Here is a 23,209-nt window from a genome sequence, read left to right as displayed (position 1 = left end):
GAGTGGTGCATTTGACTATTCTATATTGTGCATGAAAAATAAATACCATTAAAAACAACAATTTAAAGATGACTCCTCTTTTCCATTTACTGCATTTTGTTAATCCTTTGTATTGAAGTTTTTTACAAATTTAATAAAAATAAATAACAGTAATAACGATATTTAATTATCTCAGGTATATCTCTCATTACTCTATTCTGAGGGTGACCTGTAAGGAAAAGACATGAGTCAAGCAAACTATGATGTATTAGTGATTGGTAGCGGCGCGGCAGGATGTGTGATTGCCGGCTATTTAGCGGAAAATACTTCAGCCCGGATCGCCGTACTGGAAGCGGGAGCAAAAGATAAAGACCCAATGATCCACATCCCTGCGGGTTACGGTCAGATCCTTGCAAAAGATCATCATGTTTGGGATTACGATACTATCCCGCAACACGGCTCGGTGCGTCGTTTCCGTATGGGAAAGGTCGTCGGCGGGGGGACCTCGATCAATGCCATGTGTTATGTGCGCGGGCAAAAGCGTGATTTCGACCATTGGCATGAGGCAAGTGGTCATGACCAAGACTGGTCGTTTGAGAATATTTGGCAGACGTTTATCGAACAAGAGAAAAACGACACCTTCCATAATAAACATCATGGCGTTAAGGGAAATCTTGCCGTCCAGTTACCGCATGGGATAAATGAACTTAATCAATATTGTTTGAAGAGTTTCCAAGAGTATGGGCTACCTTACAACCCTGACTATAATGGCGATAGCCAAGTGGGGGTTTCGCCAGTACAAAGTAACGTTGGGGGACAGAAACGCTGTAGCGCCTATGTCGCTCACCTCCAACGTCATGTTGAGTCAGGCCGTGTCACCCTCCTTACCGATCACACTGTGCGTAAAATCTTGATGGAAGGAACGACCGCCACCGGTGTTGAGGTGGATCATAATGGTAGCTTGAAGGTTATTCGCGCTCAGCAAGTGATCCTATCGGCTGGGGCCGTTCAATCGCCTAAAATTCTTAAGTTTTCGGGGATTGGCCCAGCGGCTGAACTGACGCAATTTGGTATTGATGTTGTGGTTGACTTACCGGGGGTGGGCGAAAATTTACATGACCACCCTATTATCCCAGTCAGTGCATACGTTAAAGGTGTATTAGGTTATCAAAGCGCTGCTTTAGGCTTCGGTACCATTAAAGCGGGTATGCGATATTACCTGACCAAAGATGGCCCGGCATCAGGCAATGGTATTGAAACGGTATCTTATTGGAACCCGTTAGATTTAACCGCCGAACCAACCGTACAGTGCTATCACGAACCGATCATCTCGACCAATGGCTTAACGCCAACCGGTACGCGTTCGGGGATTACTTTCGCCCTCGTCGTTCTTCAACCCCGCAGTCGTGGGTCAGTGAAACTTGCTAGCCGTGACCCGCTTGCTATGCCGTTGATTGACCCAAATTTTATCGGCGACGACTACGATTTAGAAGTGGGTGTTCAAGCGGTAAAATCTATGCGTGAAATCATGCAACAGGAGTCCTTGGCAGAAGTTATCGAAGAAGAAGTCATGCCAGGTGCGAAGGTTCAATCGGATGCGGAAATCGGCGAGTTCGTTAAACAAGTGGCGACGACTATGTGGCACCCGGTCGGTACCTGCCGGATGGGTAGTGATCCACTTTCCGTAGTGGATGCCAATCTGCAAGTCCATGGCGTACAAAATCTACACGTTATCGATGCCTCGATCATGCCGACCATCACCAGCGGTAATACTAATGCGCCGACGCAAGCTCTAGCGCTGATTGCTGCCAAGCGGTTTGCTAAACGTTTCTACGCATAAGGCGTCAGCCATGAATCCTGTACACTGCACTGTGTACAGGGTTACTGTTTTCTCGTGGCACATTGCTGTCGCTACCTTAAGGGCAGATGTTGCATTCCTGCTTGCCTCTACAGCACTAACGATAACTCCATGGCCGCACGCTGCAAGCGCGGTAGAATTCGCTGTTTAAGTTCACCAATTTCGCTCTCGCTACTGCTCATCCCGACATTCATGGCTGCCACCACCTTCCCTTTTGCTGAATACATGGGGACGGCTAAAGACGTTAACCCTAGCTCAAGTTGTTGATCATTAATCGCGTAACCCTTGCCTTTAATCTCGGCTAGACGTTCCCGCAGTGCCTGAGGGTCGGTGAGGGTAAACTCAGTAAAAGGCAAGAGTGGCGTGGTCGCTAAATAGTGGTCGAGTTGCGTAGCAGTCAATTCACTCAGTAAGACCTGTCCCATAGAGGTGGCATAGGCCGGTAACCGACTCCCCCGACCTAAATCGATTTGTAGAATTTTCTTCGCTGAGGACCGCGCGACATACAAGATCATGCCTGCATCATAAGTCGCTACTGAGCAAGAGTGATTTAATTCTTTAGCCAGATAGTCAAGTGCCTTTTGCGCGTGACGTGCGAGGTCAGAACCCTGTAAATAGGCTTGTCCCAAGGTGAGTACTTTGGGTAGCAGATGGTAGTGGCGATTATCGTTACTATCGACAAATCCAAGTGCATTAAGGGTATACAAACAGCGACGTACTGCGGCGCGATGCAGGCCAGTAGCTTTACTAATTTCGGCGGTGGAGAGCGCTTGGTAGGCTGGACTGAAGGCTTGTAGCACCATCAGACCTCGTGCCAGCGAAGACATAAAGTTTGGATCGCCCTTATAACGGTTTTCCGTCAGTGCCATCAGCTCGGCAATCGCGACATGGGCTGGATGCGGGGTTTTTTCGGCCATCATCGACCTCCTTAACAGTAAAGTAATGACGCTTTTTTAACATAGCTCACAAATATAACACTCAGCTTACACTCGTTACGATAATCGCACAAAGGTTTGTTATTCGCACTTGTTTGAGGTGATTGACTGCGCGTAGAGTAATTTCACTCACTTGCAGAAGGTTACACCATGATAACTAAACTCTACGGCTCCGCCATCGAGGCGATCGGTGACATTAAAGACGGTGCGGTCATTATGATTGGCGGTTTTGGTCCCGCAGGACAACCCGTCGAACTGATCGATGCACTGATTAGCCACGCACCCAAGCATCTAACGCTGATAAGTAATAACGCAGGCAACGGGGATTTCGGTTTGGCTGCGTTACTGAAAGCCGGCTGCGTGGATAAGATGATCTGTTCGTTTCCCCGCCAGAGTGACTCATGGGTCTTCGATGAATTATATCGCGAGAAACGCGTCGCCTTAGAGCTGGTACCGCAAGGCAATTTGGTGGCTCGTATTCAAGCTGCTGGTGCTGGAATTGGCGCGTTTTACACACCAACGGGTTTCGGTACCGCCCTAACTGAAGGTAAAGAGACTCGAGAGATTGCGGGCAAACACTATGTTTTAGAGTATCCCTTAGCCGCTGACTATGCCTTGATTAAAGCGCATCGCGCAGATCGTTGGGGAAATTTAACCTTCAATAAGGCCGGACGTAATTTTGGTCCGATCATGGCCGCCGCAGCCTCCTGCACTATCGCGCAAACCACCCATATTGCTGAATTGGGCGACATTGACCCTGAAGTAATAGTCACACCCGGTATTTTCGTCAATCGTGTCGTCCATACACCTGACGCTCAAACACGGCTTTCGGCCTAGGGGATCTTTATGACATCGTTAACCCATCATCAACTCGCCCAACGCATTGCTGCCGATATCCCCGAAGGGGCCTATGTTAATTTAGGCATTGGCTTACCGACGCTGATTGCTAACTACCTGCCTAGTGACAAAGATATTTTCCTGCACAGCGAAAATGGTTTGTTGGGAATGGGTGCTTATCCTGAGGCGGATGCCATCGATCCTGACCTTATCAACGCGGGTAAAGAGCCGGTTACTTTACTTGCCGGGGGCGCGTTTTTTCATCATGGTGACTCTTTCGCCATGATGCGTGGCGGTCATTTGGATATCTGTGTACTGGGCGCCTATCAAGTTTCCGCTAAAGGGGATTTAGCCAATTGGAGTACCGGCAACCCCCAAGCAATTCCCGCAGTAGGCGGTGCGATGGATTTAGCTACTGGGGCGAAAAAAGTCTATGTGATGACTAACCATCTCACTCGCGATGGGCAATCCAAGATTGTGGAGCACTGTACCTTTCCCCTAACGGGTTTAGGCTGTATAGACCGGATTTATAGTGACTTAGCGGTAATGGAGGTGACTCACCAAGGCTTAGTCGTGACCGAAATTCTTGCCGATATCACTGCCGAAGCATTACAGGAAGTGACCCCTGTTCCTTTGAGTTTTCAGTTAACATTCCAGGAGGTTGCTCATGGCTAATGCTTACCTTTGCCATGGCGTACGTACCCCTTTCGGACGGTTAAACGGTGCGTTGGCAGCAATTCGAACCGATGAATTGGCTGCGCTGCCGCTGGTCGCCTTAAGTGAATTCTATCCCGATTTGGATCTTGCCCAGATTGATGATGTGATCCTTGGTTGTGCAAACCAATCTGGGGAAGATAACCGTAACGTCGCACGCATGGCGACATTATTAGCCGGATATCCTGCAGCCGTTCCTGGCGTGACGGTCAATCGTCTATGTGCCTCCGGTCTTGAAGCAGTGGCAACTGCAGCGCGGGCGATCAAATCCGGCGAAGCCAATCTGATGATTGCCGGTGGGGTTGAAAGTATGTCTCGTGCACCTTTTGTGATGGGCAAGGCAGAATCACCTTTTAGCCGTTCCATGCAGCTAGAAGATACCACCATGGGCTGGCGCTTTATTAATCCCCGCCTCACCGCACTGTATGGCACGGAAACTATGCCGCAAACAGCAGAGAATCTGGCAAAGCGTGATGCAATCTCACGCGAAGATCAAGATGCCTACGCCCTACGTAGTCAACAGCGTACAGCCGAAGCGCAGGCACGGGGTTTTTATGACAATCATCTAATTACGGTGAAACAGCCAGCCAGCCGCTTACATAAAGAAGTCACTATGAGTATTGATGAGCACCCTCGGCTCACCAGTATTGAGAAGCTAGCTGCACTAAAACCGGTGGTACATCCGCAGGGCACTATCACTGCAGGCAATGCCTCAGGCTTAAATGATGGTGCTTGCGCTCTCTTGATGGCGAGTGACGATGCGATTAAAACCCATCAATTACAACCTTTTGCCCGTGTGGTAGCTAGCGCCTGCTGTGGGATTGAACCTACTGTGATGGGTTTTGGTCCAGTGGGCGCAGTTCATAAAGTCTTGAAATTAGCGGGCCTCACACTCAAGCAGATGGATGTTATTGAATTAAATGAAGCCTTTGCCGCTCAAGTCATTAGCTGCGCAAGAGCCTTGGGGATCCCTGAAGAGGCCCCTTGGTTAAACCCTAATGGTGGCGCCATCGCCTTAGGTCATCCCTTGGGCGCATCCGGAGGCCGGTTGGTATTAAATGCAATTCACCAACTGCACGAACAAAAAGGCCGCTATGCCCTCTGCACACTCTGTATTGGTGTGGGACAAGGGATGGCAATGATTATCGAACGGGTTTAAGGAGCAAGTGATGGATTTAGAATATCGGCTGGATGGCCCTGACAATGCTCCCGTCCTTGTGCTCTCCAACTCATTGGGGACACTGTGGAACTTATGGGATGGGCAGTTTAGTGAGTGGAGTAAGCAATTTCGCGTACTGCGTTATCAAACCCGCGGTCATGGCGGCAGTCCTTCGAGAGACACGCCTTTTACCTTGGCGCAACTGGGGCAAGATGTGGTGGCCCTCTTAGATCATCTGAATATCGCTCGGGCCCACTTCTGTGGGATCTCGCTCGGTGGTTTAACGGGATTATGGCTGAACCGCTACGCGCCTTCACGTTTTGACCGGCTTATCATCGCCAATACGGCCGCACGGATCGGACAACGCGACACATGGTTGACCAGAGCCGACCAGGTACGTAAACAAGGGCTGACGGGGCTTGCTGCCAGTGCCGCACAGCGCTGGTTTACTGAGGGGTATGTCCAACAGCGTCCCGGTATTGTTGAAAATTTCACCGACCAATTACAGCAGCTTTCTCCCCAAGGCTATGCCGCTTGCTGCGAGGCATTAGCCTACGCAGACTTACGTAATGAACTCGACGCGATGTCACGACCCTTGTTGGTCATTGCCGGTGAACAGGATCCTGTCACTACTGTAGAAGATGCGCAGCGGATTGTTTCCCATTGTACGCAAAGTCAATTAGTGACCCTGCCAGCATCACATCTTTCCAACGTGGAATGCAGTGTTCCCTTCTGCCAACACGTTTTAAAATTTTTAACCGAGTAGGTGCAACATGGCCCTAATTATTGAAGAAATTCGTTGCTGGTTAGTCGATATTCCTACTATTCGGCCACATAAACTTTCGATGACCACAATGGGTAACCAAACCTTGATGCTGGTGCGTGTACGCTGCCAGCAGGGCATTATTGGATGGGGAGAAGGAACGACCATCGGGGGGTTAAGTTATGGTGTCGAAAGCCCAGAATCAATGAAGATAACCCTTGAACGTTATATTGCGCCACTGCTTGTCGGTAAACCTTTAACTGGAGTCAGTGCACTGCATGATGTACTGGCGAGCCTCCGCGGGAATAATTTTGCTAAATCTGCAATTGAAACCGCCTTTTTGGATGCTTTCGGTAAATGGGTCAATCAACCGATCAGTACCCTGCTAGGTGGAGCAAAACATCACGCTTTACCTGCACTCTGGACACTCGCCAGTGGCGATACACAGAAAGATATAGAGGAAGGTCAACGCCTACTCGATTGTGGCAGACATCGTGCCTTTAAGCTGAAAATCGGCTCAAAGGCGGCCGACGCAGATGTGCAGCATGCGGTGCAAATTAAACATGCCTTAGGAGAAAAGGTTCATGTCCATGTAGACGTAAACCAAGGATGGACGCTAGCCCAAGCACTGTGGGCTATCCCACGGTTACAAGAGGCAGGCATTACCCTGATTGAGCAGCCTATTGCCTTAACTGAAACTTCACAACTCGTCGACCTCTCGACCCGTTTTACCACCACTATTTTGGCGGATGAGGCAGTGACTGATGCGACGCAAGGCATGGCCCTCATTCGCCAAGGCTTCACGGGTGCCTTTGCACTGAAAATCGCTAAAGCAGGTGGGCCTTATCAGGCACTTAAGCTAGCGCACGTGGCGCAGGCTGCGGGAGTGAGTCTCTACGGCGGTACCATGCTCGAAGGAACGATTGGTACCGTCGCCGCTTTACACGCCTGGTCGACCTTAACGTTGGAATGGGGAACCGAGATGTTCGGTCCCCTGCTTCTTAAAGATGATGTGGTCACCCAGCCTTTAGTCTACCAGTCCGGCTGTGTCACGCTTCCGCAAGGTCCAGGTCTTGGTATTGAGGTCGACGAAGATAAATTATTGCACTATGCACGCCCTGAATGAGGAGGTAAGCCATGTTATATCACGTAGAAATGATCGTTCATCCGCCAAAAGAGTTAGATGCTGAGGCTTTCGAAGCGCTTAAGGCAAAAGAAAAAGCCTATTCTCAGCAGCTACAGCAACAAGGTCAATGGCGTCATATTTGGCGAATTGCTGGACAATATGCCAACGTCAGTATTTTTGACGTAGAAAGTCACGAAGCTTTACATAATTTATTATTAGCTCTACCGCTTTATCCTTATATGGATATTAAGGTGACCGCATTATGTCGCCATCCTTCTTCCATCAAGGACACCGATCACTAATAACAAAACCTCTACCCTACAAATAAAGGTGTGCGCTATGTCAAAGAACATTATAAATAAAGAAACCTTAGAGACATTCTTAGCCCTAACCTGTGGTGAATCTCACTCTCAAGGTAATCATCGTTATCAACAAATTATTCGTAAAATAGTTAGCGATTTATGTCAAACCATCGATCAGTTTGATATTAGTGACGAAGAGTTTTGGCAAGCGGTTAATTATATTAATCAGCTAGGTGAACGTAAAGAAACGGCATTATTAGCGGCAGGTATTGGTTTAGAACATTTTTTAGATTTACGCGCTGATAAAAAAGAACAACTTGCTGGTGAAACAGCGGGTACGCCACGTACCATTGAGGGGCCGCTGTATGTCGCTAATGCCCCATTAAGCGAAGGTTTTGCACGGATGGATGATGGTCTAGACAAAGGGGAAGTGATGTGGCTTTCCGGCGTGGTCAAGGACCTGGATGGTAATCCTATTCCCGGTGCAACCGTTGATGTGTGGCATGCTAATACTTTAGGGAATTACTCTTTTTTTGATGCCTCGCAAACAGAGTTTAATCTACGTCGTCGGATCCTTACCGATAGCGAAGGTTCCTATCAGGCGCGCAGTATTATTCCCTCAGGCTATGGCTGCCCGCCAGACGGCCCAACGCAGCAATTGCTTGATCTTCTCGGTCGGCACGGTAACCGTCCTGCCCATATCCACTTCTTTATTTCGGCCCCAGGTTATAAGCATTTAACCACACAAATTAATCTCAATGGCGATAAATATTTATGGGATGATTTCGCTTTTGCAACACGGGATGGATTAATTGCAGACCCGGTTAAAGTCACTGATAACGCTATTATTGCTGAACGTCAATTACCCGGTGATCACACTGAAGTGACATTTAATTTTCTATTACAGAGAGCACACGACCATGAGGAAGAAGCGAAAATAAAACGACCTCGCGTCGGTGAATAATAATGTCATTTCGATAAACCACTTAATTTTGATCGTTAAGGAGTTATTATGACTCAGCCATCGCTCAGCCAAAAAACGGTTATTGATAAAATTAACCAAGCATTAATCGTCGATAAAGAAAAAGGAATCTATCAATGTCATCGCGGTATTTTCACTGACCCTGAATTATTTGAATTAGAGATGACCCATATTTTCGAGGGGAATTGGGTTTATTTAGCTCATGAAAGTCAGATTGCTGACCCTGGTAATTTTTATACCTTAACGATTGGCCGTCAGCCGGTAATGATCACCCGAGATAAAGAGGGTCAATTACATGGCCTTATTAATAGCTGCTCGCATCGTGGAGCAATGTTGGCCACTCGTAAAAAAGGGAATAAGAGTTCCTTTACCTGCCCATTCCACGGCTGGACCTTTAGTAATAATGGCAAATTATTAAAAGCCAAAGATGAGAAAACAGGCGACTACCCGCCTTGCTTTAAGAAAGAAGGCTCCCACGATTTAAAACCCATAGCGAAATTCGAAAATTACCGCGGCTTTCTATTCGGTAGCCTCGAGCCCGATGTCTCTAGTTTAGAAGCGTGGCTGGGGGAAACGCGAAAAATTATCGATTTAATCGTCGACTCTGCAGCAGATGGGCTGGAAGTTCTGCGTGGTAGTTCCTCTTATACTTACGAAGGGAACTGGAAGTTACAAATGGAAAATGGTGCGGACGGCTACCATGTCAGCGTGGTGCATTGGAACTATGCCTCGACCATGTCTCGCCGAAATTATGAGGAAGATGGCGTTAAAACGGTGGATGCCAATGGCTGGTCAAAAAGCGTCGGTGGCGTCTATGGCTTTGAAAATGGTCATATGTTGCTCTGGACACAGGTATTAAATGCCGAGGTGCGCCCGATTCATCGTCACTTTGCCGCATTAACATCGCAGTTTGGTGAGGAACGTGCCAGCATGATGGTTAATCAGACTCGTAATCTTGCCCTCTACCCTAACCTCTATTTGATGGACCAGTTTTCCACACAATTACGGATAGTGCGTCCTATCGCGGTCGATAAAACTGAGGTCACCATTTTCTGTTTTGCGCCAAAGGGAGAGCCGTTAGAGGATCGCACACTGCGAATCCGCCAATATGAAGATTTTTTCAATGTCAGTGGGATGGGAACTCCAGACGATTTGGAGGAGTTTCGTGCCTGCCAACAAGGCTATCAAGCGCGTACCCTGCCATGGAGTGATATGAGTCGTGGAGCGATGCGTTGGGTGGAAGGTGCTGATGACAATGCACAGCGCATTGGCCTTCAACCTAAACTCTCTGGGCCACGTTCCGAAGATGAAGGTTTATACATCACTCATCATCATCACTGGCAGACAACGCTGCTTAATGCCCTTCAAGCCCGCACGGAGGTGAAGTCATGAGCCACGATTATTTAGCCTTGTGCCAATTCCTCTATCGCGAGGCACGTTTACTGGACACTCGGCAGTGGGATGAGTGGTTAACATGCTACCACCCAAAAGTCGTCTATTGGATGCCGGCTTGGGGTGATGATGATTGTTTAACTAGCGACCCGCAGCGCGAAATGTCGCTGATTTATTATCCCTCTCGTGACGGATTAGAGGATCGCGTGTATCGCATTAAAACCGAGCGTTCTGCCGCCAGCACTCCCGAACCGCGAACAACCCATTTGTTGTCGAATATTGAAATAGTCGCGCAAGACGATGATTCCTGCACTCTCGGTTATAACTGGTGTACCTATAGTCACCGCTATCAACAGAGCGACCACTACTTTGGCCATACTCTCTGTAAGCTGATTAAGCAGGAAGACAGTTGGCAAATCATCGATAAGAAAATTCAGTTGAATAATGATTACATTAATCAAGTTATTGATATTTACCATCTTTAAGGAGGCACCATGTCTTATACCATTGCCCTAAATTTTGAAGATGGCGTGAGCCGTTTTATTCAATGTAATGCTAATGAAAAAGTCCTCGATGCAGCCTACCGCCAAAAAATTAACCTCCCGATGGACTGCTCGGACGGGGTGTGTGGAACCTGTAAATGTCATTGCGAATCCGGACAATTTGATCTCGGTGATGATTTTCTTGATGACGCGTTATCGGATACCGAAGTCGCTCAACAAATGGTGCTAACCTGCCAAATGGTACCTGAATCCGATTGCGTCATTAACGTCCCTATGGCTTCGACACTTTGTAAAACGGCTTCGCAAAAGTGGGATACCACTATCAGCCGTATCACTTCCCTGTCAGAAAGTACGCTGGAGCTGGAGTTAGCGTGCGATGAGGCTTGCGGTATCGATTTTCTGAGCGGCCAATACGTAAATTTGACAACTCCACAAGGAGATATTACTCGTGCCTATTCTTTCAGCTCACTACCGGGTGCCAACTATCTCACCTTCCTGATCCGTAATGTCCCCAACGGAGCGATGAGTCTTTATCTCAGTCAACACGCAAAAACTGGGGATAAAATGACACTTGCCGGCCCACAAGGCAGTTTTTATCTTCGTGAGGTCCAGCGGCCACTACTGTTATTAGCTGGCGGAACGGGGCTTTCCCCCCTACTGTCTATCCTTCATACCTTAGCTCGGCAAGAGAATAAGACGCCTATTCATCTCATCTACGGCGTCTCACGAGATACCGACCGAGTAAAACTTGATGAACTTCAAAAATTCACCGAGAAATTATCGAATTTTAGCTTTCAGCTCTGTGTTTCAGATCCCGCCACAGCCGAGGCGCTTACCGGTCATGTCACGGATCATATCCATCCAGACCATCTTTACGCAGGTGAGGTTGATATTTACCTTTGCGGCCCCCCACCAATGGTAGATTCCGTGATGGACTGGTTACAACAACAGCAGATCACGCCGACACATTTTTACTATGAGAAATTTACTCCACAAGCGGCGGAGGTCCCGGCATGAGCGGGCGTTTTAGCGGAAAAGTGATGGTAGTGACGGGGGCGGCGCAAGGAATCGGCAAAAGTGTTGCGCAGCGTGCAGTGGATGAAGGCGCGAGTCTATTTTTAATTGATCGTTCGCCGCTGGTTTTCGATATCGCTGATCAATTGAGTCGAGGCCACATCGTCTGTACTGGGATCATTGCCGATCTGGAGCAATGGTCATCAACCCATCAGGCTATCGAGCAAGTGGTCCATGCCGCAGGTCGTATAGATATTCTTATTAATAACGTCGGTGGGACCATCTGGGCCATGCCTTACGCTGAATATTTAGCAGAGCAGATTGAGGCCGAGGTCCGCCGCTCGTTATTCCCCACCCTCTGGGGCTGTCGGGCAGTATTACCCACAATGATTGCGCAAGGCGGCGGTGCTATCGTTAATGTTTCATCAGTAGCCACCCGAGGCGTGCATCGCATTCCTTATTCCGCAGCAAAGGGAGGGGTGAACGCATTAACCCAATCTCTCGCCTTTGAATACGCTGAACATGGAATAAGGGTCAATGCCACCGCACCAGGCGGCACCGAGGCTCCAGAGCGCAAGATCCCTCGCAATCGAGATACCAGCGAATTGACCGCTCAACAACAACGATGGGGGCAACGTGTGGTAGAGCAGACTTGTGAGACCAGTTTTATGCATCGCTATGGTACCCTATCCGAGCAAGCTGCAGCCATTCTGTTCTTAGCCAGCGACGAAGCCAGTTATATCACTGGTACTGTGCTACCGGTAGCGGGGGGAGACTTAGGTTAAAAGCGGACCACAGGGACGTGGAGTCTCCTAGTAACATTTCTTTACACATAGCCCTACGCAATAGCGCTACTTTCATGTAATGTTATATTGTTACATTAAAAGAGCGCGCTCATGATTCAGTTTACTCAACTTCATGCCGGCTATGCTGGACAAAGTATTACCCCTGCGATAACGGGTTCACTCCCCCGAGGCAGCCTTACCGCCCTTACTGGCGATAATGGCTGCGGTAAGTCGACACTACTTAACACTCTCGCTGGATTACTTCCTGTTTGTGGTGGCCATTACCACTGCGACTCAGACAACATTGCGTTATTACCCCAGCAACAAGTCATAGATCGTAGCTTCCCCCTGAGCGTGAAGGATATTGTCGATATGGGCGGATGGTCGCAACGTACTTGGTATGGTCGACTTCCCCGTGCGGTCAACACACGTATCGAAGAAGCGATAGCGTTAACGGGAATGAGTGATCTGGTGAATACGCCGCTCAGTCAGCTCTCTGGCGGTCAACTGCAGCGCACCCTATTCGCCAGAATGTGGGTAGAGAACAGCGATATTTGGCTTTTAGATGAACCTTTTACCGGTGTTGATCAGTCCACAATACTGCGATTGATGGAACTTGTTGCACAGGCCAGTGAGCTAGGTAAGACCATTGTCGTTGTGCTGCATGATGAGCAGTTAGTTCACCGCTACTTTAGCCGTCAATTGGTCTTAACACCTCAATCCGCTCATTGGATCTCCCCTAATCTGTCAACGCCTTCTCTCTACAGAGTCAGTTAATGAATATTTTCCAACCTTTTGTTGAATTCGATTTTATGCGCCATGCGCTACTAAGCTGCATCTGTTTATCATTCAGTGCTACACCGCTTGGAGTGTTACTCTCTTTACGGCGGCTATCGTTGGCCGGTGATGCGCTTTCTCATGCAGTACTGCCTGGCGCAGCCGTAGGCTATCTTTTTTTTGGTATGTCGACATTGGCGATGGGAATTGGTGGCTTAGTCGCAGGACTCATTGTCGCCCTGCTGTCGGGACTTATTAGCCGTACCACTATGCTTAAAGAGGATGCAAGTTTTTCTGGGCTCTATATGGGGGCATTAGCGCTAGGGATTACCTTAATTTCCCTTAAAGGATCCGGAATGGACCTCTTAAATATTCTCTTCGGCTCATTGCTCGCCGTAAGTCATCAAGCTCTGATGGTCACTGCGACGATTTCGCTAAGCTCGCTGGCAGTGCTGATAACGATTTATCGCCCGCTAGTCATCGACACTTTTGACCGAAACTTTTTACGAGTACGACATAAAGGCCTTGCACTCTTCCTGCATGCGTTGTTTCTCTTTTTAGTCGTGTTAAATCTGGTGTCCGGTTTTCAAATCCTTGGTACCTTGATGTCTGTTGGGCTCATGATGGTTCCCGCGATCAGTGCGCGGTTCTGGGCTAAACGCTTATTGCCTACCCTAATTATCGCGGTATTTATTGCCCTCTTCTCATCAATTGTTGGTTTACTGCTTTCGTGGTATAGCGCGCTTCCGGCAGGGCCGGCGGTCGTGCTATGCAGCGCCGTTATTTTCCTTTTTTCATGCTTTGCGGGCCGTACTAACGGTAGCCTCGCTCAATTTATTCGTCATCGCTCAGGAGGATCACATTGAAACTTTTACCTTTAACTACTGCACTGTTATTGGCTAGCCCTCTTACTTTCGCCGCTCCGGTTAAGGTGATCACCAGTTTTACGGTGTTAGCTGATATGGTTAAGCAGATTGGTGGACCCGATGTCGAGGTGAAAAGCCTCGTGGGCCCAAATGGAGACCCGCACAGTTTTGAACCTACCGCCCAAGATAGTCGTGCTTTAGCACAGGCACAAGTCGTGGTGGTTAATGGATTGGGGCTAGAGGGTTGGATGGACCGCTTAGTGTCAGCATCGGGCTATCATGGCGAGATCACCATCGCCTCACAGGGGATAACTCAAGATTCGATGCAAGAAGACGGTAAAACGGTAGTCGATCCACACGCCTGGAATAGCCTTGCCAACGGCGAAGTCTATGCCAAAAATATTACTCAGGCGTTAGAAAAAATCGACCCTAGTCATGCTAAGCAGTATGCACAGCGTGGTGCTGACTATCTAGAGCAAATGAAGAAGCTAGATGATTGGGCGGTAGCAGAGTACAAAACTATACCTCAGGCTAGAAGAGTTGTTCTTACCAGCCACGATGCTTTTGGCTACTACGGGAAGCGTTACGGTGTCACTTTTAATGCGCCGCTTGGGCTGTCTACTGAATCGGAAGCCTCGGCTCAGCAAGTGGGTGCCTTAATTAAAGAACTCAAGCAACGTCACATTAAACACTATTTTACTGAGAATCAGACTGACCCTCGCTTAGTGACACAAATTGCTCAGGCCAGCGGTGCGACACCCGGTGGTGAACTTTATCCAGAAGCCCTGTCGACGCCACAGGGCCCTGCAGCGCATTACTTGTCGGCTTTTCGCTATAATACTAAGCAACTGCTAGCAAGTATGCATGAATAATTAAGCTTGCCGTGGTTGACCATTTGACGCGTGAATCCCACCATCGACCGGTAAATTTACTCCAGTGATATAACTGGCTTGGTCACTCGCTAAGAACAATACCGCATGTGCAATATCTTCTGATTGTCCAGGACGTTGCAACGGCGTGCGGTCTTTAAACTTATCAAGGGCTTTAGTATCAGAGGTGATCCCTGCGGTCATCTCAGTTTCCGTCATTCCGGGGCAGACTGCATTGACTCTGACGCCCTGCTGCCCATAATCCATTGCTAAGGAGCGTGTGAAGTTGCTAATTGCACCTTTGGAGGCGTTGTAGAAGCTCATCCCCCAATCGCCTCCGAGACCTGATACTGAGGAGATATTCACAATGTTTCCTTTCTGCTTTAGGATACCGGGTACGAAGGCACGAACCATATAAAATACCCCGTTCAGATTCGTACCCATCTGTTTATCCCAATCTTCGACAGATAGTTCATGGGCTAAACCTTGTACCACCACCCCAGCATTATTAACGAGAATATCAACATTTCCCCACTTCTGCTCAACATGAGCGGCTAGTGCCGTGACCGCGTGGGGGTCAGCGATATCTGTAGGGGCGATCAATACTTGTTCTGCAGGCAATTCTGCAGCCACTTTTTTTAACTTTTCATCCGTGCGGCCTACCAACACCACTTTAGCGCCCTCATTGACAAATGCCTTCGCTGTTGCGGCACCCATCCCCGAGCCTGCACCTGTGACAACGACAACTTTGTGAATAAAACGAGACATTATGCGCTCCTTATCGGTGAAATTACCTAAAAGTGTGGCACACAATCGCCAAAACGCAATTCTGACTATTTCACAAAAAATGAAACTCTTTTCTCTAAAACTGTCACTTTCGTAAAATGACATCCTGTCCTAAGCTTTTTTACATAGTAAATATATATCGACTTTAACAAGGAGTCTTCATGGGTTTAGCGACACTGTTAGAAAAATTTTCTTATGACGGTAACAAAAGTGCTGAGTCGGCGGGATATCAGTTTAACCACACCATGATCCGAGTGAAAAGCTTGCAGAAATCGGTAGATTTTTACTGCAATGTACTAGGGTTCACACCAGTTTACGAGTCAGTGAATGATGATGCGGCATTTACCATCGTGTACCTAATTCGTACCCCGCTCTCTGCAATTCCTGATGATGATGAAGCCCGTAAAGAATGGGTACTTAGTCAAACTGGGGTACTTGAGTTGACCTATAACCACGGTACCGAGAATAAACCTGACTTTCATTATCACAACGGTAACGATGAGCCACAAGGTTTTGGTCATATCTGTGTGTCGGTACCGGATGTGCAAGCTGCCTGTGAACGTTTTGAAGCTTTGAATGTTACGTTTCAAAAGCGCTTGAGTGATGGTCGTATGAAGCACATTGCTTTCATTAAAGACCCAGATGGTTACTGGATCGAAATCTTACAACCTACCCCACTGAATGCTTAATGCGACGAAATTTTAGGAGAAATTATGTCTACTGATTTTAAAAAATTACTTCCAGAAAATGCTGCGCACTTTATTAACAACACGTGGGTAGCGTGTAAAAGTAGCGATGACGTCCTCAATCCCGCGACTGGCGAAACTATTTCTAAAGTCGCTATGGGTAGCAAGACTGATGCTGATAAGGCAATCAGTGCAGCTAAAAATGCCCAACAAAAGTGGGCAGCACTGCCACAGCCGCAACGTGCAGAGCACCTTTATGCCTTCGCTCAACAAATTGAAAAACACAAAAAAGCGCTTGCCACGTTGCTGACCACTGAACAAGGTAAGCCCTACACTGAATCGATTGGTGAAGTCGATATGGCAATGACGATGCTACGCTATTATGCGGGGTTCGGTTGGAAACGCACTGGCCATGTCTTAGCCTCGAACCATCCACAACAACAGGCTATTACCAAAGAAGCCCCGTTAGGCGTGGTGGCGGCAATTATTCCGTGGAACTTCCCACTGGCGATCTTTGCGCGTAAAACGGCTCCTGCCTTACTTGCCGGCAACACTATCGTGGTAAAACCTAGTGAGAACACCCCTCTCTGCTCACTTGCCCTCGCAACGCTTAGTAAAGCGGCAGGCATTCCAGACGGTGTGATCAATGTTCTGTGCGGCGAAGGGAGTAAAGTGGGTGATGCATTAGTGAAACATCCCGATGTGCAACTGGTCACCATGACCGGTTCAACCCGCGCGGGGAAAATCATCGCTAAAAATGCTGCAGAGAAAGTTATTCCGGTATCATTAGAGTTAGGGGGCAAAGCACCCTTTATTGTTCTCGCCGATGCTGATATCGACAAAGCCGCTCAAGATGCTATCGATGCGCGCATGGCCAACTGCGGACAGGTGTGTATCTGTAATGAACGCACCTACGTACAACGTGACGTCTATGACAAGTTCATGAAAGCGTTAAAAAAAGCAGCAGACAAAGTCGTCGTGGGCGATCCGATGGCGTCTAAAACTACGATGGGTCCTAAAGTCTCTGCAGCAGAAAAGTCTCATGTTGACGAGCTGCTGGCGAAAAGCCAACAAGAAGGTGGGACTATCTTCTGGCAGGGTAAAATACCGAACGATGCTAAGTTCAAAGGCGGGAACTGGGTTGCGCCAACGATCGTTACCGATCTCCCTGCTGATGCGACTATCTTAAAAGAAGAAGCGTTCGGCCCAATTTTACCTGTGGTGGTGTTTGATACTATCGACGAAGTGATCACACTGGCGAACGACTGTGAATACGGGTTAAGCTCCTATCTTTATACCCGTGATTTGCATGCGGCAATGCAAATCAGCGACGCCCTCGAATACGGTGAAGTGTACATTAACCGTTATGGCCCAGAAGAGATCAATGGCTTCCACGCTGGTTGGAAATTATCAGGAATTGGCGGCGATGATGGCGAACATGGCTATCAGCTGTACGTTAAACAGAAAACGGTCTATCTCAATTATAAGTCTTAAGCCTTTCACCGGTGCCTAGGCACCGGTTATTCCCTCTTCCCCTCGGTCTTAATTATGAATCCTTTACTCATTATCTGCCTTGTAATGGGCATTGCTGCACGCCGCTATCTCACTTTTCCTGAACAATTGATTCCTTCGATTAACTGGTGGTTAATTACTATTGCCTTACCTTGCCTGATTTTAACATTGATCCCGCACACGACGTTCAATCGTGAATCGTTGATACCTGTTGCAGGGATGTGGTGTGTGTGTCTGGGTGCGTTAGGGGTGGCCGTTATCGTTGGGAGACTATTAGGTTGGTCGCGTTCGGTGATTGGCGTCGTAGCGTTGGTCGCAGGCATAGGTAATACCTCGTTTATGGGATTTCCCATCGTTCAAAGTTATTATGGTGCAGCAGGGCTTCAAGTGGCAGTGATCGCCGACCAAGTAGGGAGTTTCATTATTCTCTCCACATTAGGCGTCGTGGTAATAGCACTCTGTTCTGGTCAGACACCGACGTTTAAAATGATTATCAAAAAAGTGATTACTTTCCCGCCCTTTATCGCGTTATGCCTAAGCTTAGCGATAAAACCTTTAGGGGGATTACCCGCTTTTTTAGAGACTTCGTTTAGTCAAATTGGCGCAACCTTATCGCCCTTAGCCTTATTTTGTGTTGGGCTCCAAATTTCACTACGCCCACCGCGGGAATCCCTTTCACCGCTGCTGACCGGCATAGTATGGAAGCTCATTGCAGCACCTGTGATCGTTTGGGCTATGGTAAGTTTAAGCGGTGCCTCTGCATTAACTCAGCAGGTAACGGTGATTGAAGCCGCGATGGCACCGATGATTGCGGCGGCGATCATGGCACAACGTGCGGGGTTACAACCGATTTTGGCCAATGCCATTCAGGGATATGCTATTTTATTCTCTTTTATCACTATACCTATTTGGCATCTGTTTTTGACGTCGTAATCAGCAGGAGCATTGAAATGTTATTAAAACTTCCACAATTGCGTATTTTTTGTGCTCTAGTTGAAACAGGAAGCGTAGTGCAGGCCGCTAAAAAAATGCACTGTGTCCCCTCGAATATTTCCACCCGCATCCGTGAATTAGAAGAAAGTCTGGGGGTCGCATTGGTCAATCGCGATAAACAACGATTAACCCTTACCCCTGAAGGCAGAGCTTTTCACCCTCAAGCACAACAATTATTGAAGCAGAGCGAAGATTGCTTAAACTTTTTTAAACCTGAATCTTTAAAGGGTAATTTACGTCTTGGTGCCTTAGATGTCGCGTTAAATAGCCGTCTACAGCAGATAATGATAAGGTTTATGCAGCAACATCCTGATGTGACGTTGTCACTTTCTAGCCACTCATCTCTCCCCCTGATGGATAGGTTACTCGCCGGTGAAGTTGATATGGTGGTTGTCGATGGACCCGTCGATCACCCTGTTCTAGAAAGTCGTTTGTTCGGTCCGGAAAGCCTATGCTTGGTGACACATTGTGCGAGTTTAGACCAATTTATTGAACAAGTTAACGAGCTAACCTTATTTACCTTTGGCGAACACTGTTTTTATCATGTGTTAATCGAAGATTGGCTTGCCACCCAACAGTTGACCTCGCGTCAACAGTGCGATATCGAGTCTTACCCCCTCATATTAGGGGCTATTCGCGAAAAACTAGGCTTCACCGTAATGCCAAAGAGTTTTATTGAGAATAATGATGAGGTGAAAGGCCTGTATTGCTATCCCCTTGATACCCTCACCTCCTGCGATATCTATTTAGTGTGGCATCGTTACTCTGCATCGCCGGTTGAAAACGCATTTTTATCTCTGGTGAATGAGGTGTGCCAATAAGTAACATTGGAATATTTAAAAAATTGTTAAAAAAGTTGTTAATTTGTAAATCATTAGCCATGCTGAATAGACTGTCTATGGTGCTAGGAGCATGCTATGCCTACTGCAACACCCCCTCGCTCGCCCTCGCGGTTAGCGATTTTTCTCATGTATTTATTCGATCCGGCCGCTTATGGTGCTTTTATTGCGGGCTTCTGTTTCGATATTATTTATTTTACGACACAAGAGATTTTTTGGGTTAAAGGGGCCAGTTGGTTAAACTTTTTCGGTCTTTTATTTGCCATCATCCCTCGCCTCATCAATCTCTATCAGGTCTGGATTTCTCGTTCCATTACCCGAGTCAACGCCGCACGCCGAAGTTTTTGGCTAAACGCCGTCGCCATTGTCGTAGCAGTATTTAATGCCTTTATACATAGTCGAGATGCATGGGGCGTCATGCCAGCTGGACTTATTCTATCTGGAGTGACGGTAGTATTTTTGGTACTGGCTGTACTCAACCAAGTGCTAAGCGCTCCTCGTTATCAGGAGGAGAGATTATGATAAACCGACAATTTAGTATTCTGCTGCTTTGCATCCTGTTAGCAGGGTGTGATAACAGTGAATCAACCACTATCGCAGAACAGATTGGTGCCCATCCTAAGCTTGATAAGCCTAGTGCATTTTTACTTCCCCCTATTAGTGTGCCGACTCAAGTTAATTGGGCACAGGGACAAAGCCCCCATCCTGCAGCGGGATTGAAGGTTGAGAGTATGGCACAAGGTTTAGCGCATCCCCGGATGGTCTATACCCTCCCCAATGATGATATTTTGGTTGCAGAATCTAATGCCCCGAGCAGTGAAGCCGTCACCACGCCTAAACAACTTATCGCCGGTTTAGTAAAGAAAGATTCAGGGAAAGGTGCTAAAGGTGGTAATCGAATTACATTATTGCGAAAAGATGCACAGGGTCGCTGGCAAAAATATCCGTTTATTCAGGATCTGAATTCCCCCTTCGGTATCGTACTGATTGGTCAATCGCTTTACATTGCTGATGCGGATGCATTGCTGGTCTTCCCCTATCAGTCTGGCGATTTACGTATAGATGCAGCCAAAGGAAAGCGTCTTACCGATTTGCCCTCAACGATCAATCATCACTGGACTAAATCGTTAACTGCTTCACCGGATGGTCAACATCTATATGTAGGGGTAGGTTCAAACAGTAACATCACCGAAAATGGCTTAGAGGCTGAATACCGTCGCGCTGCTATCCTAGAAATCGACCCGCAGACCGGCGCAAGTCGACTCTATGCCAGTGGATTACGTAATCCCACCGGCGTAGCGTTTGATCCTGCTACAGGAAAATTATGGACCATCGTCAATGAACGTGACGAGATCGGCGCCAACTTAGTCCCCGACTATCTAACGCAAGTCAAAGAGGGCGCATTTTATGGTTGGCCATATAGCTACTATGGTCAACATGTTGACCGCCGGGTCCAACCTTCCGCGCCTGATAAAGTCGCCAGTGCGGTGGTGCCGGATTATGCCCTCAGCTCTCACGTCGCACCATTGGGCATGCAATTCGCTCAAGGTAGTCAATTGCCTGGTTTCGCCACCGAGGGACTGTTTATTAGCGAACATGGTAGTTGGAACCGTAAACCCCTCAACGGCTATCGTGTCAGTTATGTACAGTTTTCCCAAGGTAAACCAGTAGGCCAACCTAAGACTGTTTTAGATGGTTTTGTCTCTGACGATCAGAAAACAATTTTCGGCGCACCCGTTGGGTTAACCCTCGATCATCAAGGCGCATTGATTATCGCTGATGATGTGGGAAATCATGTGTGGCGAGTCAGTGCCGCTCAATGATTTAAGCTTGCAATTACTAGGTGGGCAACGCATCATGCTCACCTTTTTAATTGCGATCGGAGCGAGTCGTGCCGCGTTTAGATAATGCTTTTCTTGAATCCATCCTCGATGAGGTGCGTCCACTATTAGGCCAAGGTCAGGTTGCATCCTATATTCCCGCACTCGCTCAAGTTCCTGCAAACCAGTTAGGGGTAGCAGTGTGCACCCATGATGGACAATTACTCACCGCCGGGGATGCTACGCAACGCTTTTCTATCCAATCTATTTCTAAAGTACTGTCATTAACGGTGGCGATGACCCGTTATTCAGAGCAAGACCTTTGGCAACGAGTGGGAAAAGATCCCTCCGGTCAGCCCTTTAACTCATTAGTGCAGCTAGAAATGGAACAAGGTATTCCTCGCAACCCTTTCATTAATGCGGGGGCATTAGTGGTCTGCGATATGCTACAAAGTCGATTATCTGCACCGCGCCAACAGATGTTAACCTTGGTTCGTCGGTTAAGTGGTGTCGAGGATATTCACTATGATCGTCAGGTCGCTAGCTCTGAACTTGCCCATTCCGCCCGTAATGCTGCCATCGCTTGGCTAATGAAATCGTTCGATAACTTTCATAATGATGTCAACACGGTATTGGAGAATTACTTTCATTACTGTGCGCTATCGATGAACTGTGAAGAGTTGGCACGGTGCTTTCGCTATCTTATCTCACCTGAGTTATGTAAGGTTTTGTTTAGACAGGAACTTAATCATCGACAAGTAAGTCATATCAATGCCCTAATGATGACAAGCGGGATGTATAATGCCGCGGGTGAGTTTGCCTGGCGAGTGGGATTACCTGCAAAATCAGGAGTCGGTGGCGGGATTGTGGCTATCGTGCCAGGAAAAATGAGTATTGCTGTCTGGTCACCCGCTCTTGACCAGTTTGGTAATTCATTAGCCGGCACGGCGGTGTTAGAACATATCTCGGATCGATTGGCTTTTTCTGTTTTTTAACACAGACTTTTGTGGTTAAGCACGCGAACACCTTAAAGGTTTTCGTTTTTCCTTAATACCTGCACCTATGTGGAATAAGTATGAAAACAATAATTGATGGCTTCTTGAATTTCCAGAAAGACATTTATCCTGAAAGAGAAGAACTTTTTCGTAGTCTTGCTTCAAGTCAGAAACCGAAAGCGCTTTTCATCTCCTGTTCTGATAGCCGCTTAGTTCCTGAGCTCGTGACTCAACAGGAACCTGGGCAGTTATTCGTTATCCGTAACGCTGGTAACATTGTTCCTTCTTTTGGTCCTGAGCCTGGTGGTGTTTCAGCGACCATTGAATATGCGGTCATGGCACTTGGCGTTACCGATATTATCATTTGTGGTCACTCTAACTGCGGTGCAATGTCAGCCATTGCTAGCTGTGCCTGCCTAGATACCATGCCAGCGGTTGAACATTGGCTGCGTTATGCTGATGCGGCAAAAGCCGTGGTCGAAAAGCATGAGTATGCATCGCCTGAAGATAAGCTGAACGCAATGGTTCGTGAAAACGTCATCGCTCAGTTAAATAATATTAAAACCCACCCTTCTGTGGCGGTTGCGCTGCGTAACAAAAAGATTAATCTTCACGGTTGGGTTTATGATATTGAAACGGGACAGATTCATGCGTTGGACAGACATGGTGAGCATTTTGTGAGCCTAGCGGACAACCCTGAGACTTTCTTCGAATAAT

The 23,209-nt window shown here is 47.7% G+C and carries 25 protein-coding genes; 23 read left to right on the top strand and 2 right to left on the bottom strand.

The annotated features are described in order from the left end of the window. The first annotated feature begins 223 nt into the window (after positions 1-223). Positions 224-1,819, top strand: a complete 1,596-nt coding sequence (locus QJR74_RS07390) for a GMC family oxidoreductase (protein WP_304373895.1) — start codon at positions 224-226, stop codon at positions 1,817-1,819. Positions 1,820-1,926: 107 nt separating this feature from the next. Here QJR74_RS07390 and QJR74_RS07385 read toward each other — a convergent pair whose 3' ends face one another. Continuing rightward, on the bottom strand, positions 1,927-2,757 hold the full coding sequence (locus QJR74_RS07385; RefSeq protein WP_304373894.1) for an IclR family transcriptional regulator domain-containing protein: 831 nt from the start codon (positions 2,755-2,757) through the stop codon (positions 1,927-1,929). Between the two features lie 165 nt (positions 2,758-2,922). On the opposite strand from QJR74_RS07385, the gene QJR74_RS07380 reads away from it, so the two are divergent. The 14 genes from QJR74_RS07380 (at position 2,923) to QJR74_RS07315 (ending at position 14,864) form a co-directional block, all read left to right on the top strand. Further along, positions 2,923-3,609 (top strand): 3-oxoacid CoA-transferase subunit A, encoded by a 687-nt coding sequence (locus tag QJR74_RS07380; protein WP_304373893.1) that lies wholly within the window; start codon positions 2,923-2,925, stop codon positions 3,607-3,609. A 9-nt stretch (positions 3,610-3,618) separates the two neighbouring features. Beyond that, a complete protein-coding gene (locus tag QJR74_RS07375; RefSeq protein ID WP_304373892.1) occupies positions 3,619-4,284 on the top strand; it encodes a 3-oxoacid CoA-transferase subunit B in 666 nt (221 codons plus the stop codon). Next, on the top strand, positions 4,277-5,482 hold the full coding sequence (pcaF, locus tag QJR74_RS07370; protein ID WP_304373891.1) for a 3-oxoadipyl-CoA thiolase: 1,206 nt from the start codon (positions 4,277-4,279) through the stop codon (positions 5,480-5,482). Before QJR74_RS07375 ends, pcaF begins: the two co-directional genes overlap by 8 nt. Positions 5,483-5,492: 10 nt before the next feature. After that, positions 5,493-6,248, top strand: coding sequence for a 3-oxoadipate enol-lactonase (gene pcaD / locus QJR74_RS07365; protein ID WP_304373890.1), 756 nt, complete (start codon positions 5,493-5,495; stop codon positions 6,246-6,248). Between the two features lie 7 nt (positions 6,249-6,255). Continuing rightward, complete coding sequence (locus QJR74_RS07360; RefSeq protein ID WP_304373889.1) at positions 6,256-7,371, top strand: muconate/chloromuconate family cycloisomerase; 1,116 nt, start codon at positions 6,256-6,258, stop codon at positions 7,369-7,371. Positions 7,372-7,382: 11 nt separating this feature from the next. Further along, positions 7,383-7,673, top strand: a complete 291-nt coding sequence (catC, locus tag QJR74_RS07355) for a muconolactone Delta-isomerase (protein ID WP_304373888.1) — start codon at positions 7,383-7,385, stop codon at positions 7,671-7,673. Positions 7,674-7,710: 37 nt separating this feature from the next. Beyond that, positions 7,711-8,637 carry a catechol 1,2-dioxygenase gene (gene catA / locus QJR74_RS07350; RefSeq protein WP_304373887.1) on the top strand — a complete coding sequence of 309 codons (927 nt, stop codon included), beginning with the start codon at positions 7,711-7,713 and terminating at the stop codon, positions 8,635-8,637. 48 nt (positions 8,638-8,685) lie between these two features. Beyond that, on the top strand, positions 8,686-10,047 hold the full coding sequence (locus QJR74_RS07345; RefSeq protein WP_304373886.1) for a Rieske 2Fe-2S domain-containing protein: 1,362 nt from the start codon (positions 8,686-8,688) through the stop codon (positions 10,045-10,047). Beyond that, positions 10,044-10,532 carry a benzoate 1,2-dioxygenase small subunit gene (benB, locus tag QJR74_RS07340; RefSeq protein WP_304373885.1) on the top strand — a complete coding sequence of 163 codons (489 nt, stop codon included), beginning with the start codon at positions 10,044-10,046 and terminating at the stop codon, positions 10,530-10,532. The genes QJR74_RS07345 and benB overlap by 4 nt, the downstream gene beginning before the upstream one ends. Before the next feature lie 9 nt (positions 10,533-10,541). Continuing rightward, positions 10,542-11,567, top strand: a complete 1,026-nt coding sequence (gene benC / locus QJR74_RS07335) for a benzoate 1,2-dioxygenase electron transfer component BenC (protein WP_304373884.1) — start codon at positions 10,542-10,544, stop codon at positions 11,565-11,567. After that, complete coding sequence (benD, locus tag QJR74_RS07330; protein WP_304373883.1) at positions 11,564-12,349, top strand: benzoate diol dehydrogenase BenD; 786 nt, start codon at positions 11,564-11,566, stop codon at positions 12,347-12,349. The genes benC and benD overlap by 4 nt, the downstream gene beginning before the upstream one ends. 111 nt (positions 12,350-12,460) lie before the next feature. Then, entirely contained in the window at positions 12,461-13,126 is a 666-nt protein-coding gene (locus QJR74_RS07325; protein WP_304373882.1) for a metal ABC transporter ATP-binding protein, read from the top strand. Further along, positions 13,126-13,992 carry a metal ABC transporter permease gene (locus tag QJR74_RS07320; protein WP_304373881.1) on the top strand — a complete coding sequence of 289 codons (867 nt, stop codon included), beginning with the start codon at positions 13,126-13,128 and terminating at the stop codon, positions 13,990-13,992. Before QJR74_RS07325 ends, QJR74_RS07320 begins: the two co-directional genes overlap by 1 nt. Beyond that, complete coding sequence (locus QJR74_RS07315) at positions 13,989-14,864, top strand: metal ABC transporter substrate-binding protein (protein ID WP_304373880.1); 876 nt, start codon at positions 13,989-13,991, stop codon at positions 14,862-14,864. Before QJR74_RS07320 ends, QJR74_RS07315 begins: the two co-directional genes overlap by 4 nt. Here the strand turns inward: QJR74_RS07315 and QJR74_RS07310 are convergent, their stop codons facing one another. Continuing rightward, positions 14,865-15,629 (bottom strand): SDR family NAD(P)-dependent oxidoreductase, encoded by a 765-nt coding sequence (locus tag QJR74_RS07310; RefSeq protein WP_304373879.1) that lies wholly within the window; start codon positions 15,627-15,629, stop codon positions 14,865-14,867. Between the two features lie 179 nt (positions 15,630-15,808). On the opposite strand from QJR74_RS07310, the gene gloA reads away from it, so the two are divergent. From gloA to QJR74_RS07270, 8 genes are all read left to right on the top strand, one after another. Next, positions 15,809-16,336 carry a lactoylglutathione lyase gene (gene gloA / locus QJR74_RS07305; RefSeq protein ID WP_304373878.1) on the top strand — a complete coding sequence of 176 codons (528 nt, stop codon included), beginning with the start codon at positions 15,809-15,811 and terminating at the stop codon, positions 16,334-16,336. Between the two features lie 24 nt (positions 16,337-16,360). Beyond that, the gene (locus QJR74_RS07300; protein WP_304373877.1) at positions 16,361-17,827 is read left to right on the top strand and encodes an aldehyde dehydrogenase family protein; all 1,467 of its coding nucleotides are present in this window, start codon (positions 16,361-16,363) and stop codon (positions 17,825-17,827) included. Between the two features lie 54 nt (positions 17,828-17,881). Beyond that, positions 17,882-18,778, top strand: a complete 897-nt coding sequence (locus QJR74_RS07295) for an AEC family transporter (RefSeq protein WP_304373876.1) — start codon at positions 17,882-17,884, stop codon at positions 18,776-18,778. A gap of 17 nt (positions 18,779-18,795) precedes the next feature. Beyond that, positions 18,796-19,659: a LysR family transcriptional regulator gene (locus QJR74_RS07290; RefSeq protein ID WP_304373875.1), complete on the top strand. Its 864-nt coding sequence runs from the start codon at positions 18,796-18,798 to the stop codon at positions 19,657-19,659. 96 nt (positions 19,660-19,755) lie between these two features. Next, positions 19,756-20,199, top strand: a complete 444-nt coding sequence (locus tag QJR74_RS07285; protein ID WP_304373874.1) for a DUF2231 domain-containing protein — start codon at positions 19,756-19,758, stop codon at positions 20,197-20,199. Further along, a complete protein-coding gene (locus QJR74_RS07280) occupies positions 20,196-21,500 on the top strand; it encodes a PQQ-dependent sugar dehydrogenase (protein WP_304373873.1) in 1,305 nt (434 codons plus the stop codon). Before QJR74_RS07285 ends, QJR74_RS07280 begins: the two co-directional genes overlap by 4 nt. Before the next feature lie 68 nt (positions 21,501-21,568). Further along, positions 21,569-22,492: a glutaminase B gene (gene glsB / locus QJR74_RS07275; protein WP_441007639.1), complete on the top strand. Its 924-nt coding sequence runs from the start codon at positions 21,569-21,571 to the stop codon at positions 22,490-22,492. 80 nt (positions 22,493-22,572) lie between these two features. Next, positions 22,573-23,208, top strand: coding sequence for a carbonic anhydrase (locus QJR74_RS07270; protein WP_304373871.1), 636 nt, complete (start codon positions 22,573-22,575; stop codon positions 23,206-23,208). Position 23,209 lies beyond the last annotated feature (1 nt).

It is taken from the genome of Tatumella ptyseos (genome assembly GCF_030552895.1).
Lineage (GTDB): Bacteria > Pseudomonadota > Gammaproteobacteria > Enterobacterales > Enterobacteriaceae > Rosenbergiella > Rosenbergiella ptyseos_A.
Note: the sequence above shows the minus strand (reverse complement) of the source record. Positions and strands in the feature narration are given on the sequence as shown.